The organism is Pseudomonas sp. PA-1-3F (genome assembly GCF_021609665.1).
GTDB lineage: Bacteria > Pseudomonadota > Gammaproteobacteria > Pseudomonadales > Pseudomonadaceae > Aquipseudomonas > Aquipseudomonas paracarnis.
The window spans coordinates 64,304-77,469 of record NZ_WJZD01000030.1 but is presented as its reverse complement, the minus strand read 5'-3'; the positions used below and the strand labels follow the sequence as shown (position 1 = coordinate 77,469).

At 61.9% G+C, this 13,166-nt stretch carries 12 protein-coding genes and 1 riboswitch; of the genes, 11 read left to right on the top strand and 1 reads right to left on the bottom strand.

Translation table 11 applies throughout. The annotated features are described in order from the left end of the window. Window positions 1–286: 286 nt before the first annotated feature. The 5 genes from GIV26_RS20750 to GIV26_RS20730 all read left to right on the top strand — a co-directional run bounded on the left by GIV26_RS20750 (window position 287) and on the right by GIV26_RS20730 (window position 4,889). Window positions 287–1,327: a DUF2066 domain-containing protein gene (locus GIV26_RS20750; RefSeq protein ID WP_236282029.1), complete on the top strand. Its 1,041-nt coding sequence runs from the start codon at window positions 287–289 to the stop codon at window positions 1,325–1,327. 55 nt (window positions 1,328–1,382) lie between these two features. Next, entirely contained in the window at window positions 1,383–2,456 is a 1,074-nt protein-coding gene (locus GIV26_RS20745) for an AI-2E family transporter (protein ID WP_014719396.1), read from the top strand. Window positions 2,457–2,661: 205 nt separating this feature from the next. Continuing rightward, window positions 2,662–3,366 carry a DnaA regulatory inactivator Hda gene (gene hda, locus GIV26_RS20740; RefSeq protein WP_014719395.1) on the top strand — a complete coding sequence of 235 codons (705 nt, stop codon included), beginning with the start codon at window positions 2,662–2,664 and terminating at the stop codon, window positions 3,364–3,366. A 209-nt stretch (window positions 3,367–3,575) separates the two neighbouring features. After that, window positions 3,576–4,205: a C40 family peptidase gene (locus tag GIV26_RS20735; protein WP_003193051.1), complete on the top strand. Its 630-nt coding sequence runs from the start codon at window positions 3,576–3,578 to the stop codon at window positions 4,203–4,205. A 144-nt stretch (window positions 4,206–4,349) separates the two neighbouring features. Next, window positions 4,350–4,889, top strand: a complete 540-nt coding sequence (locus GIV26_RS20730) for a C40 family peptidase (protein ID WP_003193049.1) — start codon at window positions 4,350–4,352, stop codon at window positions 4,887–4,889. Between the two features lie 123 nt (window positions 4,890–5,012). Here GIV26_RS20730 and GIV26_RS20725 read toward each other — a convergent pair whose 3' ends face one another. Continuing rightward, window positions 5,013–6,326: a PQQ-dependent sugar dehydrogenase gene (locus GIV26_RS20725; protein WP_236282027.1), complete on the bottom strand. Its 1,314-nt coding sequence runs from the start codon at window positions 6,324–6,326 to the stop codon at window positions 5,013–5,015. A gap of 99 nt (window positions 6,327–6,425) precedes the next feature. Next, a riboswitch (cobalamin riboswitch) is annotated at window positions 6,426–6,672 on the top strand. Window positions 6,673–6,751: 79 nt separating this feature from the next. Between GIV26_RS20725 and cobO the strand changes: the two genes are divergently transcribed. The 6 genes from cobO to GIV26_RS20695 are packed head-to-tail and all read left to right on the top strand — an operon-like array spanning window position 6,752 to window position 12,724. Then, complete coding sequence (gene cobO / locus GIV26_RS20720) at window positions 6,752–7,363, top strand: cob(I)yrinic acid a,c-diamide adenosyltransferase (RefSeq protein ID WP_034128326.1); 612 nt, start codon at window positions 6,752–6,754, stop codon at window positions 7,361–7,363. Beyond that, window positions 7,360–8,742, top strand: coding sequence for a cobyrinate a,c-diamide synthase (locus GIV26_RS20715; RefSeq protein ID WP_072447487.1), 1,383 nt, complete (start codon window positions 7,360–7,362; stop codon window positions 8,740–8,742). The genes cobO and GIV26_RS20715 overlap by 4 nt, the downstream gene beginning before the upstream one ends. Beyond that, entirely contained in the window at window positions 8,739–9,389 is a 651-nt protein-coding gene (gene bluB / locus GIV26_RS20710; protein ID WP_236282025.1) for a 5,6-dimethylbenzimidazole synthase, read from the top strand. Before GIV26_RS20715 ends, bluB begins: the two co-directional genes overlap by 4 nt. After that, complete coding sequence (cbiB, locus tag GIV26_RS20705) at window positions 9,386–10,294, top strand: adenosylcobinamide-phosphate synthase CbiB (protein ID WP_236282023.1); 909 nt, start codon at window positions 9,386–9,388, stop codon at window positions 10,292–10,294. Before bluB ends, cbiB begins: the two co-directional genes overlap by 4 nt. Then, complete coding sequence (gene cobD / locus GIV26_RS20700) at window positions 10,287–11,276, top strand: threonine-phosphate decarboxylase CobD (RefSeq protein WP_054899033.1); 990 nt, start codon at window positions 10,287–10,289, stop codon at window positions 11,274–11,276. The genes cbiB and cobD overlap by 8 nt, the downstream gene beginning before the upstream one ends. After that, the gene (locus GIV26_RS20695) at window positions 11,273–12,724 is read left to right on the top strand and encodes a cobyric acid synthase (protein WP_236282020.1); all 1,452 of its coding nucleotides are present in this window, start codon (window positions 11,273–11,275) and stop codon (window positions 12,722–12,724) included. The genes cobD and GIV26_RS20695 overlap by 4 nt, the downstream gene beginning before the upstream one ends. The last annotated feature ends 442 nt before the right edge of the window (window positions 12,725–13,166 follow it).

The following is a 13,166-nucleotide window of genomic DNA, read 5'->3' as shown; positions in this document are numbered from 1 at the left end:
GGAAAGGGCCCTGCCGTTGACGGTCTGCGAAGGCGCGCGATTTTATCAGGCTTGAGGGGCAGCGGCCATCCTCGGGCCGACGGGCAGGGCATATGAGCTCAAAAAAATGCAAATCGGGCCGGTAATCGTGCGTATTAAGGTATAGCCTTGAGCTCGCTAGCGTTATGACAGTATGAAAACTTACCGGGACCCTGTGAATGTTTTACCGGTCGCTGTGTCACAGCCTTGCCAAACCGAGATCACGCGGTCTGTTCCAACCGCTAAATTTGTCGTTCGGGAATCTTCCATGCGTCTGTGTAAATTCTTCTTTGTGGGCTGTTTGTCGTTGGTCAGCCTGGCGAGTCATGCCGAAACCCTCAATGGCCTCTATCAAGTACTTGAACCGGTCAGCAGCCAGTCGCCCCAAGAGCGCGACCAGGCCACCCAGCGTGCCGTGCAGACCCTGTTGATCCGCCTGACCGGCGACGCCAAGGCCGCCGATGGCCCGGGCCTGGCAGCGATCCGCAAAGACCCGCAACAAATCATCAGCCAGTACGGCTACGACGCCGGCCCGCCGGAAAGCCTGCAAGTGGACTTCGACCCGGTCAGCACCGACCGCGCATTGCGTGATGGCGGCCTGTCGATCTGGGGCAGCAACCGGCCGTCGATCCTGGGTTGGTGGCTGAACGATTCAACTGAAGGCAGCAGCCTGGTCGGCGATGGCCAGGCCGTTGCCCAGGCCCTGCGCCGAGCCGCGCAACACAGGGGTCTGCCGCTGCGCTTGCCGTTGGGAGACCTGGATGAACAGGTAGTCGCCACCGCGCCGAATCTTGAAAGCCCCGACGCCACGCCTTTGCGCGCAGCCTCCGAGCGTTACGGTGCCGATGCTTTGCTGGCGGTGCATGCGCGCCAGGAAGGCAGTCAATGGCAGGCCAAATGGCGCCTGTGGCTGGGCGACAAGGCTGAGGAGGGCACCGCCCAAGGCGCTGACACTGCCGCGCTCGCCGATGCGGTATTGCTGGCGGTCAGCCAAAAGCTGGCGCCACGCTTTGCAGTCAAGCCGGGCGTGAGCACTGAGCAATTGCTTGAAGTACAAGGCATGAACCTTGAGCGCTACGCCGCCCTGGGTCGTTTGCTGGAGCCCTTTGGCGGCCAGCCGCAGTGGGTGGATGGCAACCGGATTGTGTATCGCGTCAATGGCAGCGCCGAACAATTGCGGACTCAATTGAGCCTGGCCAAGCTGCAGGAAATTCCTGCTGGCGAAGCCCTGGCCCAGCCAGCCGTGATCGATGGCACGCAACCGGCTGTTGCATCTGAGCCCCAGGCGCAACTGCGTTTTCGTTGGTAACTAGTGGTCCTCCTTCTATATAGAAGAAGGGCGTAAAAAACAGATGGAGTGGTTTATGGCGGATACGCGTCGTTGGGTGTGGCTTGGCGGGATTGTCCTGCTGTGCGGTTTTGTGTTCTTGCTGCATTCGATCCTGACGCCGTTCCTGGTGGCGCTACTGCTCGCCTATCTGTTCGATCCCGTGGTGGATCGCCTGGAAAAAGTCGGCATGTCGCGCACCTGGGGCGTGATCACGGTGTTTGCGCTGTTCACGTTGATCATCACGGCGCTGGTGTTGATATTGGTGCCGATGTTGGCCAAGCAGCTGTTTCGCCTCTATGAGCTGGCGCCGCAGATGCTCGACTGGTTGCAGCACACGGCGATGCCGTGGGCCCAGTCCAAGTTCGGGCTGGCGGATGGCTTCTGGAAGTTCGACAAGGTCAAGGCAGCTATCAGCGAGCACATGGACAAGACCACCGATATCGTCACGGTGGTGCTCAGCCAGGCGACTGCGTCGAGCCTGGCGCTGATCGGTTGGTTGACCAACCTGGTGCTGATCCCGGTGGTGGCGTTCTACCTGCTGCGAGACTGGGACATCATGATGGCCAAGATCCGCAGCCTGCTCCCCCGCGACCGGGAAGAGCGTGTTGTTTCCCTGGCAGCGGAGTGTCATGAGGTATTGGGTGCGTTCGTGCGTGGCCAGTTGCTGGTGATGCTGGCCCTGGGGGTGATTTACGCTGCCGGCCTGATGGCGATCGGCTTGGAGCTGGGGCTGTTGATCGGCTTGATCGCGGGCCTGGCGGCCATCGTGCCCTACATGGGCTTTGTGATCGGCATCGGCGCGGCGCTGGTGGCCGGGCTGTTCCAGTTCGGCGGCGACCTGTACCCGATGCTGGGGATTGTCGCAGTGTTCATGGTGGGCCAGGCCTTGGAAGGCATGGTGCTGACGCCACTGCTGGTGGGCGATCGAATCGGCCTGCACCCGGTGGCAGTGATCTTTGCGATTTTGGCGGGTGGCGAGCTGTTCGGCTTTACCGGCATCCTGTTGGCGCTGCCGGTGGCGGCGGTGATCATGGTGCTGGTGCGCCATGTGCACGACCTGTACAAGGATTCGGACGTGTATACCGGGGTGGATGAGCCCGAGTTGTAATCGCGGTGTCACAAACCCGGTCCAGGCCGGGTTTGTTGTTTCTGGCCCCGGGGTGCGTCAAACAAACTGCGTAAAACCTCCGGGTTAACGCAAACCTTTGATTTTGCTTGTGGTCTGCTGCATTGTGCGCCCGGCGTCACGGGTATAAACTTTGCAAACTTTACATAGAGGCCACTAACGGTTCGATGGGAGCCGTTCAGTCAGCATGAAACCGATTCAGCTGCCCCTAGGTGTGCGTCTGCGTGATGACGCTACCTTTATCAACTACTACCCAGGCGCCAATGCCGCTGCACTCGGCTATGTGGAGCGGCTTTGCGAAGCCGACGCCGGGTGGACTGAAAGCCTGATCTATCTGTGGGGCAAGCATGGCGTGGGGCGTACCCATCTGCTGCAGGCCGCGTGCCTGCGTTTCGAGCAGACGGGCGAGCCGGCGGTCTACCTACCCTTGGCCGAGTTGATGGACCGCGGGATCGGCATCTTCGATAACCTTGAGCAATATGAACTGGTGTGTCTCGACGACCTGCAGGCAGTGGCCGGCAAGCCGGAGTGGGAAGAGGCGCTGTTTCATCTGTTCAACCGCTTGCGCGATAGCGGCCGGCGCTTGCTGATCGCTGCGTCCACCTCGCCGCGTGAACTGCCGGTGAAGCTGGCTGACCTCAAGTCGCGCCTGACCCTGGCGTTGATCTTCCAGATGCGCCCGTTATCCGATGAGGACAAGCTGCGTGCGCTGCAACTGCGCGCTTCCCGTCGTGGCCTGCACCTGACCGACGAAGTCGGGCACTTTATCCTCACCCGTGGCACCCGCAGCATGAGCGCGCTGTTCGATTTGCTTGAGCAACTCGACCAGGCTTCCTTGCAGGCACAAAGAAAATTGACGATCCCTTTCCTGAAAGAAACCTTGGGCTGGTAAGGTCTTGATTTTCCGTGTGTCGGCATTTTCAAGGCGTCAGAAAACCTGCGTTTGAGCCAGAAGGGCTACGCAACTGAAGCGATAAATGGAATCACGGCTTAGATGGCATAGTCGAAACGATAAGTCACATAGATCGCGATTGAATTTGCAAATCGATGTGATAGAGGGCATAGTCTCGGCTTCTTTACACATCAGCCACGGTCGTGCCCATGCTAAATCGCTTCGCACCCCTCGTGCCTCTCGCACTCGTTACCCTGTTGTTTGGCTGCGCCTCCCACCCTCAGCAGGTGGCAGAACAGCAAAAACCACAGGTTCAAAATCAGGCAAAGTTCGTTGCTGCACAGTCTGCTTCTGTTTATGAAGAAGAGGTGGCAACCGAAAAAGAACTCGCCGAGTTCTCTGACAGCAAGCCTTACCAACTGCCTCTTCTGGCCGACAGTATCCTTGAGCGCGGCATGTCCTTGATCGGTACCCGTTACCGTTTCGGCGGCACCTCGGAAGCCGGTTTTGATTGCAGTGGGTTCATTGGCTACCTGTTTCGTGAAGAGGCCGGCATGAATCTGCCGCGCTCTACACGCGAGATGATCAACGTGAATGCACCGTTGGTCGCACGCAACAACCTCAAGCCCGGTGATCTGCTTTTCTTTAGTACCAGTGGCCGCGGTCGTGTCAGTCATGCCGGTATCTACCTGGGCGATAACCAATTTATCCACTCCAGCAGCCGCCGCAGTGGTGGTGTTCGGGTCGATAACCTGGGTGACAGCTACTGGAGCAAAACCTTCATCGAAGCCAAGCGTGCACTCGCCATGGCTCCGACTACGGTTACCGCTAGTAAGTAAAGTTAAAGTGATACTTGAAGTTTGACGTGTAAGCGCTAGAATCCCTGGACATTGTTGTCATCCGTTCGCGCGAGCTTTGCTTGCGCGTTCTGGTTTTCAACGTTCGGCAGCGAAAGCCGCATCCAGACCAGGATTGTTCTGCATATGTCGACCTCGGCCCGCCTGATGCTTATTGTTTGCGCCGCGCTGCTCAGCGCCTGCGCCAGTCGTACACCGCCGCCCGCGCCCGTCGCGGTCAAGCCTAAGCCGGTGTTCAACTATGCCACCCAGAATTTCTCGCCTGCTGCCGAAGACGTGCTCTTTCGTGCGCTGGGCCTGGTCGGCACACCTTACCGCTGGGGCGGCAACACACCGGACTCGGGGTTTGATTGCAGTGGCCTGATCGGCTTTGTATTTCGCGACGCTGCCGGCATCTCATTGCCGCGCACCACCCGTGAATTGATCGTGATGCGTGCCCAGGACGTCAGCGAACAAAACCTGCAAACCGGCGACCTGCTGTTCTTCGCTACCGGTGGTGGTTCGCGGGTCAGCCATGCGGGCATCTATGTGGGGGAGGGCCGCTTCGTACACGCGCCTCAAACCGGCGGTACGGTGAAGCTGGATACGCTATCCAAAGCGTATTGGCAGAATGCCTACCTGAGTGCCAAACGCGTGTTGCCAGGAAATCTGGCGCGTAACCCCTGAATCAATAAAACTCCAAAATGTGGGAGCGGGCTTGCCCGCGAATGCAGTGTGTCAGTCAACGGCTTGGTTGGCTGGGCCACCGTAATCGCGGGCAAGCCCGCTCCCACATTGGTGTGTGGCGATTTACTTAACAGCCGACACTCGCCAAACCTTATTGCCCACATCATCGGCCACCAGCAAATCCCCCTGCTGATCTATCACCACGCCGACCGGCCGGCCCATGGCTTTCTCATCGCTATCAAGAAACCCCGTCAGCACATCCACCGGTTGCCCTTTCGGCTGGCCCCCTTCGAAGGGAACGAAAATCACCTTGTAGCCACTGTGCGGCTTGCGGTTCCAGGAACCATGCTGGCCGATAAATGCGCCATTACTGAAGGGCGCGGGCAGTTTGCTGCCCTCGGCGAAGGTCAGCCCCAGCGACGCAGTATGAGGGCCTACCGCATAGTCGGGAGCGATGGCCTTGGCGACCATGTCCAGGTTCTGCGGGGTGACACGCACATCCACATGCTGGCCGTAATAACTGAAAGGCCAGCCGTAGAAGCCGCCATCCTTGACCGAGGTGATGTAATCCGGCACCAGGTCACTGCCGATCTCATCGCGTTCGTTGACCGCCGTCCACAGCTTGCCGCTCTGTGGCTCCCACGCCATGCCGTTGGGGTTGCGCAGGCCGGAGGCAAAAATGCGGTGTTGGCCGCTGGCGCGGTCGACTTCCCAAATGGCGGCGCGGCCCTGTTCGGCTTCCAGGCCGTTTTCGCCGACGTTGCTGTTGGAGCCGACGCTCACGTACAGCTTGCTGCCGTCCTGGCTGGCCACCACATTTTTGGTCCAGTGGTGGTTCAAGGGGCCACCGGGTAAATCCACCACCTTGGTGCCTGGGGAGGTGATTGCGGTTTCACCCGGCTGATAGGGGAAGCGCAGCAACTTATCCGAATCGGCCACATACAGGTCGTTGCCCACCAAGGTCATGCCAAACGGCGAATTGAGGTTCTCCAGGAACACCGTGCGAGTTTCTGCCACACCGTCATGGTCGGCATCGCGCAGCAAGGTAATACGGTTCGGGCTCGGCACCCCGGCACCGGCACGGTCCATGACTTTTTCCATCACCCAGCCACGCAGGCCTTTGGCATCGTCCGGCTTGGGCGGTGCATTGGTCTCGGCCACCAGCACGTCGCCGTTGGGCAGCACGTAGAGCCAGCGCGGATGATCCAGGCCTTCGGCGAACGCGGCCACTTGGGTACCGGCGGCGGCGATGGGCTTGGCGCCTTCGGGCCAGCCGATGGCCGGGGCGATATTGACGGTGGGGATCAGCGTCTTGTTCGGCTCCGGCAGCCTGGGCGAGGGCCCGGTGCCATCGGCGACCTGCAGGGTCGAGCTTTCGCCGCACGCGGCGAGGCTGCCTGCAAGCATGATCAGTAGGGCGAGTCGGGTTTTAGGCATGGTTTTCTCCTTGATACCTGTAGGGGTAGAGAAGCACGAACGGCAGATGGTTCAAGTACAAGGCCAGCTTTAATTGACGCTCCACCCCCAACCCACTAACCTTCGCGGCTTGTTCCAGGTGCTCTGTGGCGCGCGCGTCGACAGAGTGAAACAGGGAAGCCGGTGAGTGAGCGCACTTGTACACAGTGCCGCCGCGATTCCGGCGCTGCCCCCGCAACGGTAAATGAGTCAAGACGGTGCTGTTTGCCACTGTATCGCGTGCGATATGGGAAGGCGCACCCTCGGCTGCTTGCTATCAAAAGCGCCACTCATGAGCCCGGAGACCGGCCTGGATCATCCAACAGCATCACGGTGGGCGATGCTTGGCTGTCTGTTTTTTCTTTTTCCTGCCCGCCGTTTTTGTCCAGCCCCAACGGAGAGCTGCCATGACTGATTCCCCCGACCGCGACGAACGCCACTTGGCGCGCATGCTGCGCAAAAAAGCCGTGATTGACGAGCGCATCGCCAATTCCCCCAATGAGTGCGGCCTGCTGCTGGTGCTGACCGGCAACGGCAAAGGCAAGAGCAGTTCGGCGTTCGGCATGTTGGCCCGGGCCATGGGGCATGGCATGCAATGCGGTGTGGTGCAGTTCATCAAGGGGCGTAACAGCACCGGCGAAGAATTGTTTTTCCGCCGCTTCCCCGAGCAGGTGCACTTTCATGTGATGGGCGAAGGCTTCACCTGGGAAACCCAGGATCGCCAGCGCGATATCGCCGCTGCCGAAGCGGCTTGGGCGGTGTCCCGGGCCATGTTGAATGACCCCTCTATCGGCTTGGTGGTGCTGGACGAATTGAACATCGCCCTCAAGCACGGTTACCTTGACCTGGACCAGGTACTCAGCGACCTGCAAGCCCGCCCGCCCATGCAGCATGTGGTAGTCACCGGCCGTGGCGCCAAGCCTGAGCTGATCGAAATGGGCGACACCGTCACCGAAATGGGCATGCTCAAGCACGCGTTCCAGGCCGGTATCAAGGCACAGAAAGGCGTCGAACTTTGAATCAGCCCCGTCATTGCCCGGCCGTATTGATCGCCGCTCCGGCGTCCGGCCAGGGCAAAACCACGGTCACCGCCGCGCTCGCCCGTTTGCACCGCAACCTGGGACGCAAGGTGCGCGTGTTCAAATGCGGGCCGGACTTTCTCGACCCGATGATCCACGAGCGTGCCAGTGGCGCGCCGGTGTACCAGTTGGACATGTGGATGGTGGGCGAGCAGGAAAGCCGCCGCCTGCTCTGGGAGGCAGCGGGGGAGGCTGACCTGATCCTCATCGAAGGCGTGATGGGCCTGTTCGACGGCACGCCTTCCAGCGCTGACTTGGCGCGGCACTTCGGTGTACCGGTGCTGGGCGTGATCGATGGCACCGCCATGGCCCAGACGTTCGGCGCTTTGGCCCTGGGGCTGGCGCGCTATCAGCCCGACCTGCCGTTCGCCGGCGTGCTGGCCAATCGCGTCGGCACCCTGCGCCATGCGCAATTGCTTGAAGGCAGCCTCACCGAGGGCTTGCGTTGGTACGGCGCGTTATCCCGTGAGACCGGCATCGAACTGCCCAGCCGCCACCTGGGCCTAGTGCAAGCCAGCGAACTGAATGACCTTGATATACGCTTGGATGCTGCCGCCCAGGCGTTGGGCAGCAGTTGCGAAGTGGCCCTGCCGCCGCCGGTGACCTTTGCCGCGCCGCAAGTGGTCGAGGCCGAGCCCTTGCTGGCCGGTGTGCGGATTGCCGTGGCCCGTGACGAAGCCTTTGCCTTTACCTACGGCGCCAGCCTGGATTTGCTGCGGGCGATGGGCGCCGAGTTGAAGTTCTTTTCACCTATCCATGATCGCCAATTGCCTCAAGCTGACAGCCTCTATCTGCCCGGCGGCTATCCGGAACTGCACCACCAGGCATTGTCGGCCAATACCTCGATGCTGGGCGCAATTCGTGCTCATCACGCCGCAGGCAAGCCACTGCTCGCTGAATGTGGCGGCATGCTCTATCTGCTCGACTCCTTGACCGATGTGGACGGTACACGCGCCGAACTGGTTGGCTTGTTGCAAGGCGATGCGGTGATGCAGAAGAAACTCGCGGCCCTGGCGCTGCAAAGTGTCGAGCTGCCGGAGGGGACCTTGCGTGGGCATACCTATCATCATTCTCTGACCAGTACCGAATGGGCGCCGATTGCCCGTGGGCTTAGCCCTAACGGCGGGCGCGGTGCCGAGGCGGTCTATCGACAGGGGCGGATGACGGCGTCCTATGTGCACTTTTATTTTCCGTCGAATCCTGGCGCGGTGGCCGCGTTGTTCGCGCCAGACCTTGAGACAGCTATCGCAGGCAAGCCAGCTCCCACAGGGGAATGCATTCCAAATGTGGGAGGGGGCTTGCCCCCGATGAGGCCATGACTGACAACGCTTTCCCCCAAGCCGATCGCGAGGCCGTCTATCGCGCCATCGCCGAACGCCGCGACATGCGCCACTTCCGCGGTGGCAGCGTCGCGCCTGAACTGCTGCAACGCCTGCTCCACGCCGCGCACCAGGCGCCCAGTGTCGGCCTGATGCAGCCGTGGCGTTTTATCCGCATCAGCGACCGTTCGTTGCGCAGCCAGATTCAACAGTTGGTGGAAGAAGAGCGCGTGCGCACCGCCGAAGCTTTGGGCGAGCGCTCCGATGCGTTCATGAAGCTCAAGGTCGAAGGCATCAGCGACTGCGCCGAGGTACTGGTCGCCGCCTTGATGGACGATCGCGAGCGCCACATTTTCGGGCGCCGCACCTTGCCGGAAATGGACATGGCCTCGCTCTCCTGCGCCATCCAGAACCTGTGGCTGGCGGCGCGCGTGGAAGGGTTGGGCATGGGCTGGGTTTCGCTGTTCGATCCCCAGGCCCTGGCCGAGCTGCTGGGCTTGCCGCCCGGCGCAAAACCCCTGGCAGTGTTGTGCCTGGGGCCGGTGGCCGAGTTTTACCCGGCACCGATGTTGCAGCTAGAAGGCTGGGCCGAGCCGCGACCGCTGAGTGACATGCTGTATGAAAACGCGTGGGGAGTGAGTCAATGAGTGTGGCCTTGCTGTGTGTCGCTGCGGTGGCGCTGGATGCGCTGCTGGGTGAGCCCAGGCGCTGGCATCCGCTGGTGGCGTTCGGCAATTTCGCCGGGCGCATCGAGCAACGTTTCAATACTGGCGGGCGTGGCTGGCGCAGCCATGGTGTGACCGCGTGGTTTATCGCGGTGGTGCCGCTGACCCTGCTGGCCACGGCGTTGTCGTGGGCGCCTTATATTGGCTGGCTGCTGGAGATCCTGGCGCTGTACTGCGCCTTGGGCATGCGCAGCCTGGGCGAGCACGTGATGCCAGTGGCCCAGGCCCTGCGCCGTGATGACCTGGACGAAGCGCGCATGCGTGTGAGTTACCTGGTCAGCCGCCAGACCAGCGAACTGGACCGTACTGAAGTCGCGCGCGCAGCCACCGAATCGGTGCTGGAGAACGGCAGCGATGCGGTATTCGCCGCGTTGTTCTGGTTCGTGGTGGCCGGTGTGCCGGGCGTGGTGCTCTATCGTCTGAGCAACACCCTGGACGCCATGTGGGGCTATCGCAATGAGCGCTTTGAGCGCTTCGGTTGGGCAGCCGCCAGGATCGATGATGTGCTCAACTATATTCCTGCGCGCTTGGTGGCTTTAACCTACGCGCTATTGGGTAAAACCCGCCTGGCGCTCAAATGCTGGCGCACCCAGGGGCCGACCTGGGACAGCCCCAACGCCGGCCCGGTGATGGCGGCGGGGGCCGGTGCCTTGGGTGTGGAGCTCGGCGGCGCGGCGATTTATCACGGCGAGGTGCATCAGCGCCCGCCATTGGGCGAAGGCCCGCCGGCCGACGCCGATTCCATTGATCGCGGCTGGCAACTGGTGCAGCGCGGCGTGTGGCTGTGGCTGCTGGTCCTGTGCGTGGGGGCGCAAATCTATGCTTGAACATGGTGGTCGGCTGCGTAAGGCCGCGATTGAGTACGGCATTGCCGAAGCGGATTGGCTCGACCTGTCCAGCGGCCTGGCGCCCTGGCCGTGGCCGATTCCCGAGATTCCCTTGCGTGCCTGGGCGCGCTTGCCGGAAACCGATGACGGCTTGGAGAAGGCTGCCAGCGAGTATTACGGTGCCGGCCCGTTGCTGCCGGTGCCGGGTTCCCAGGCAGCGATCCAACTGCTGCCGCGACTGCGTCGTTCCGGTAAGGTCGGCGTGCTTTCGCCCTGTTACGCCGAGCACGCCGAAGCCTGGCGCCGTGCCGGTTATGTGGTGCGTGAAGTGCAGGAGCAGGAAGTCGACTTCTTTCTCGACAGCCTCGACGTGCTGGTCGTGGTCAACCCCAACAACCCCACCGGCTTGAGCCTGAGCCCGCAACGCCTGCTGGACTGGCATGCGCGGCTGGCCCAGCGCGGTGGCTGGCTGGTGGTGGACGAGGCATTCATTGACGTGACCCCGGACTTGAGCCTGGCCAGCCATGCCGATCAGGTCGGCTTGATCGTGCTGCGCTCATTCGGCAAGTTCTTCGGCCTGGCCGGCGTGCGCCTGGGCTTTGTGCTGGCCGAGCGCAAGTTGCTCAAGCTGTTGGCCGAACAGGTCGGGCCCTGGGCTGTCAGTGGTCCGACGCGGGTGCTGGGCCAAGTGTGCCTGCGCGACACCGACGGGCATGCGCGCCAGCGCAGTCGTTGCATCGCAGCCGGCCAGCGTCTGTTCGAGTTGCTTGAGCGCCGCGGCCTTCAACCTCACGGTGGCTGCGCATTGTTCCAGTGGTTGATTACCCCCCACGCTGAACGGCTGTACGAGTTCATGGCCCAACGCGGCATCCTGCTGCGCTTGTTTGTGCACAACAGCAGCGTGCGCTTGGGCCTGCCCGGCACCGACGCCGACTGGCTGCGCCTTGACGAAGCCCTGGCCGCCTACAAGGACGCCACATGACCACGTTGATGGTGCAGGGCACCACCTCCGACGCCGGTAAAAGCACCCTGGTGACTGCGCTGTGTCGCTGGCTGGTACGCCAGGGCGTCTCGGTGGCGCCGTTCAAGCCGCAGAACATGGCGCTCAACAGCGCGGTGACCGCCGAAGGCGGCGAGATCGGCCGTGCCCAGGCGGTGCAGGCCCAGGCTGCCAACCTGGCACCCCACACCGACATGAACCCGGTGTTGCTCAAGCCCAACAGCGACACTGGCTCCCAAGTGATCATCCATGGCCGTGCTGTCACCAGCATGAATGCTGTGGCCTATCACGACTACAAAGCCATTGCGATGCAAGCGGTGCTGGCCTCCCACACGCGTTTGAGCCAGGCCTACCCGGTGGTGATCGTCGAAGGCGCGGGCTCACCGGCCGAGATCAACCTGCGTGCCAATGACATTGCCAACATGGGCTTCGCCGAAGCGGTGGACTGCCCGGTGCTGTTGATCGCGGACATCAACCGCGGCGGCGTGTTCGCCCATCTGGTCGGCACCCTGGAGCTGCTGTCGCCCAGTGAGCAGGCCCGGGTCAAGGGCTTCATCATCAACCGTTTTCGCGGCGATATCGCGTTGCTGCAACCAGGCCTGGACTGGCTCGAAGCGCGCACCGGCAAACCGGTAGTCGGCGTGCTGCCCTACGTGATGGACCTGCACCTGGAGGCGGAAGACGGCATCGACCAGCGCCAGATCGACAAGGCCGCCCAGGTGCTCAAGGTGGTGGTGCCGGTGCTGCCGCGCATCAGCAACCATACCGACTTCGACCCGCTGCGCTTGCACCCCCAGGTGGACTTGCAGTTCGTCGGGCCGGGCCAGGCGATACCTGCTGCTGACCTGATCATCCTGCCGGGCTCGAAAAGCGTGCGCAGTGACCTGGCCTATCTGCGTGCCAACGGCTGGGACACCGCCGTGGCGCGGCATCTGCGTTATGGCGGCAAGGTACTGGGGATCTGCGGCGGCTTGCAGATGCTCGGCGAGCAAGTCCACGACCCGTTGGGCCTGGAAGGGCTGGCCGGTTCCAGTGCCGGCCTTGGGTTGCTGGCGTTCAGCACCACCCTGGAACAAGAGAAACAACTGCGCAATGTGCGTGGGCGTCTGGTATTGGAAGATGCCGACGTCAGCGGTTATGAAATCCATGCGGGGGTGACCTGCGGCGCTGCCTTGGCAAGCGCTGCGGTCCTGCTGGACGATGGTCGCAGCGATGGCGCGCAGAGCCCCGATGGGCAAATTCTAGGCACCTACCTGCACGGCCTGTTCGAGACCCCGGCAGCGTGCAGCGCGTTGCTGCGTTGGGCCGGGTTGCAGGATGTGCAAGAGGTGGATTATCACGGCTTGCGCGAGCGCGATATCGAGCGGTTGGCGGACTTGGTGGAGCACCACTTGGACACCGATTTGTTGCGCAAGCTATGTGGGATCTGACGGTGTTCACACCATCCAACTGTGGGAGCTGGCTTGCCTGCGATAGCCATGTGTATCTACACGACGCTGTAGTGCTCAACGGTAACCACGATGCGAAGCGAGCCGCCCTTGATCTTGATCTGCTTTTGATCTTGATCTTAGGCGCCCCGTCAAACCACGCTGGCCGGAATTCGACAGTGATTTGGGGGGTAAACCGGCAGGGATGCCGGTTTAGCCGCCCCGCGCCATGGATGGCGCGTGGCGGCGGCCCCCCAAATCACTGGCGGATTACGGGCACACCGAGCCTGGGCGAGGTGCCGAGTGGTGGGGCAAGAGCGTTTTGCTTACTTTTGCGCTTTTCAAAAGTGAGCCGCTGTAAAAGCGGAACCCTAAGTGGCCGTTACCGCAGAAATGGATATGTACACGGTCCAACTGTGTTGACTGTCAGGCCGTCTTCGCAGGC

Coding starts and splice junctions, on each gene's coding strand:
- GIV26_RS20745 (WP_014719396.1), top strand. CDS start 1,383: ATGGCGGATACGCGTCGTTGGGTGTGGCTTGGCGGGATTGTCCTGCTG.
- cobO (WP_034128326.1), top strand. CDS start 6,752: ATGACTGATTCCCCCGACCGCGACGAACGCCACTTGGCGCGCATGCTG.
- cobD (WP_054899033.1), top strand. CDS start 10,287: ATGCTTGAACATGGTGGTCGGCTGCGTAAGGCCGCGATTGAGTACGGC.
- cbiB (WP_236282023.1), top strand. CDS start 9,386: ATGAGTGTGGCCTTGCTGTGTGTCGCTGCGGTGGCGCTGGATGCGCTG.
- GIV26_RS20695 (WP_236282020.1), top strand. CDS start 11,273: ATGACCACGTTGATGGTGCAGGGCACCACCTCCGACGCCGGTAAAAGC.
- hda (WP_014719395.1), top strand. CDS start 2,662: ATGAAACCGATTCAGCTGCCCCTAGGTGTGCGTCTGCGTGATGACGCT.
- GIV26_RS20730 (WP_003193049.1), top strand. CDS start 4,350: ATGTCGACCTCGGCCCGCCTGATGCTTATTGTTTGCGCCGCGCTGCTC.
- GIV26_RS20735 (WP_003193051.1), top strand. CDS start 3,576: ATGCTAAATCGCTTCGCACCCCTCGTGCCTCTCGCACTCGTTACCCTG.
- GIV26_RS20725 (WP_236282027.1), bottom strand. CDS start 6,326: ATGCCTAAAACCCGACTCGCCCTACTGATCATGCTTGCAGGCAGCCTC.
- GIV26_RS20750 (WP_236282029.1), top strand. CDS start 287: ATGCGTCTGTGTAAATTCTTCTTTGTGGGCTGTTTGTCGTTGGTCAGC.
- bluB (WP_236282025.1), top strand. CDS start 8,739: ATGACTGACAACGCTTTCCCCCAAGCCGATCGCGAGGCCGTCTATCGC.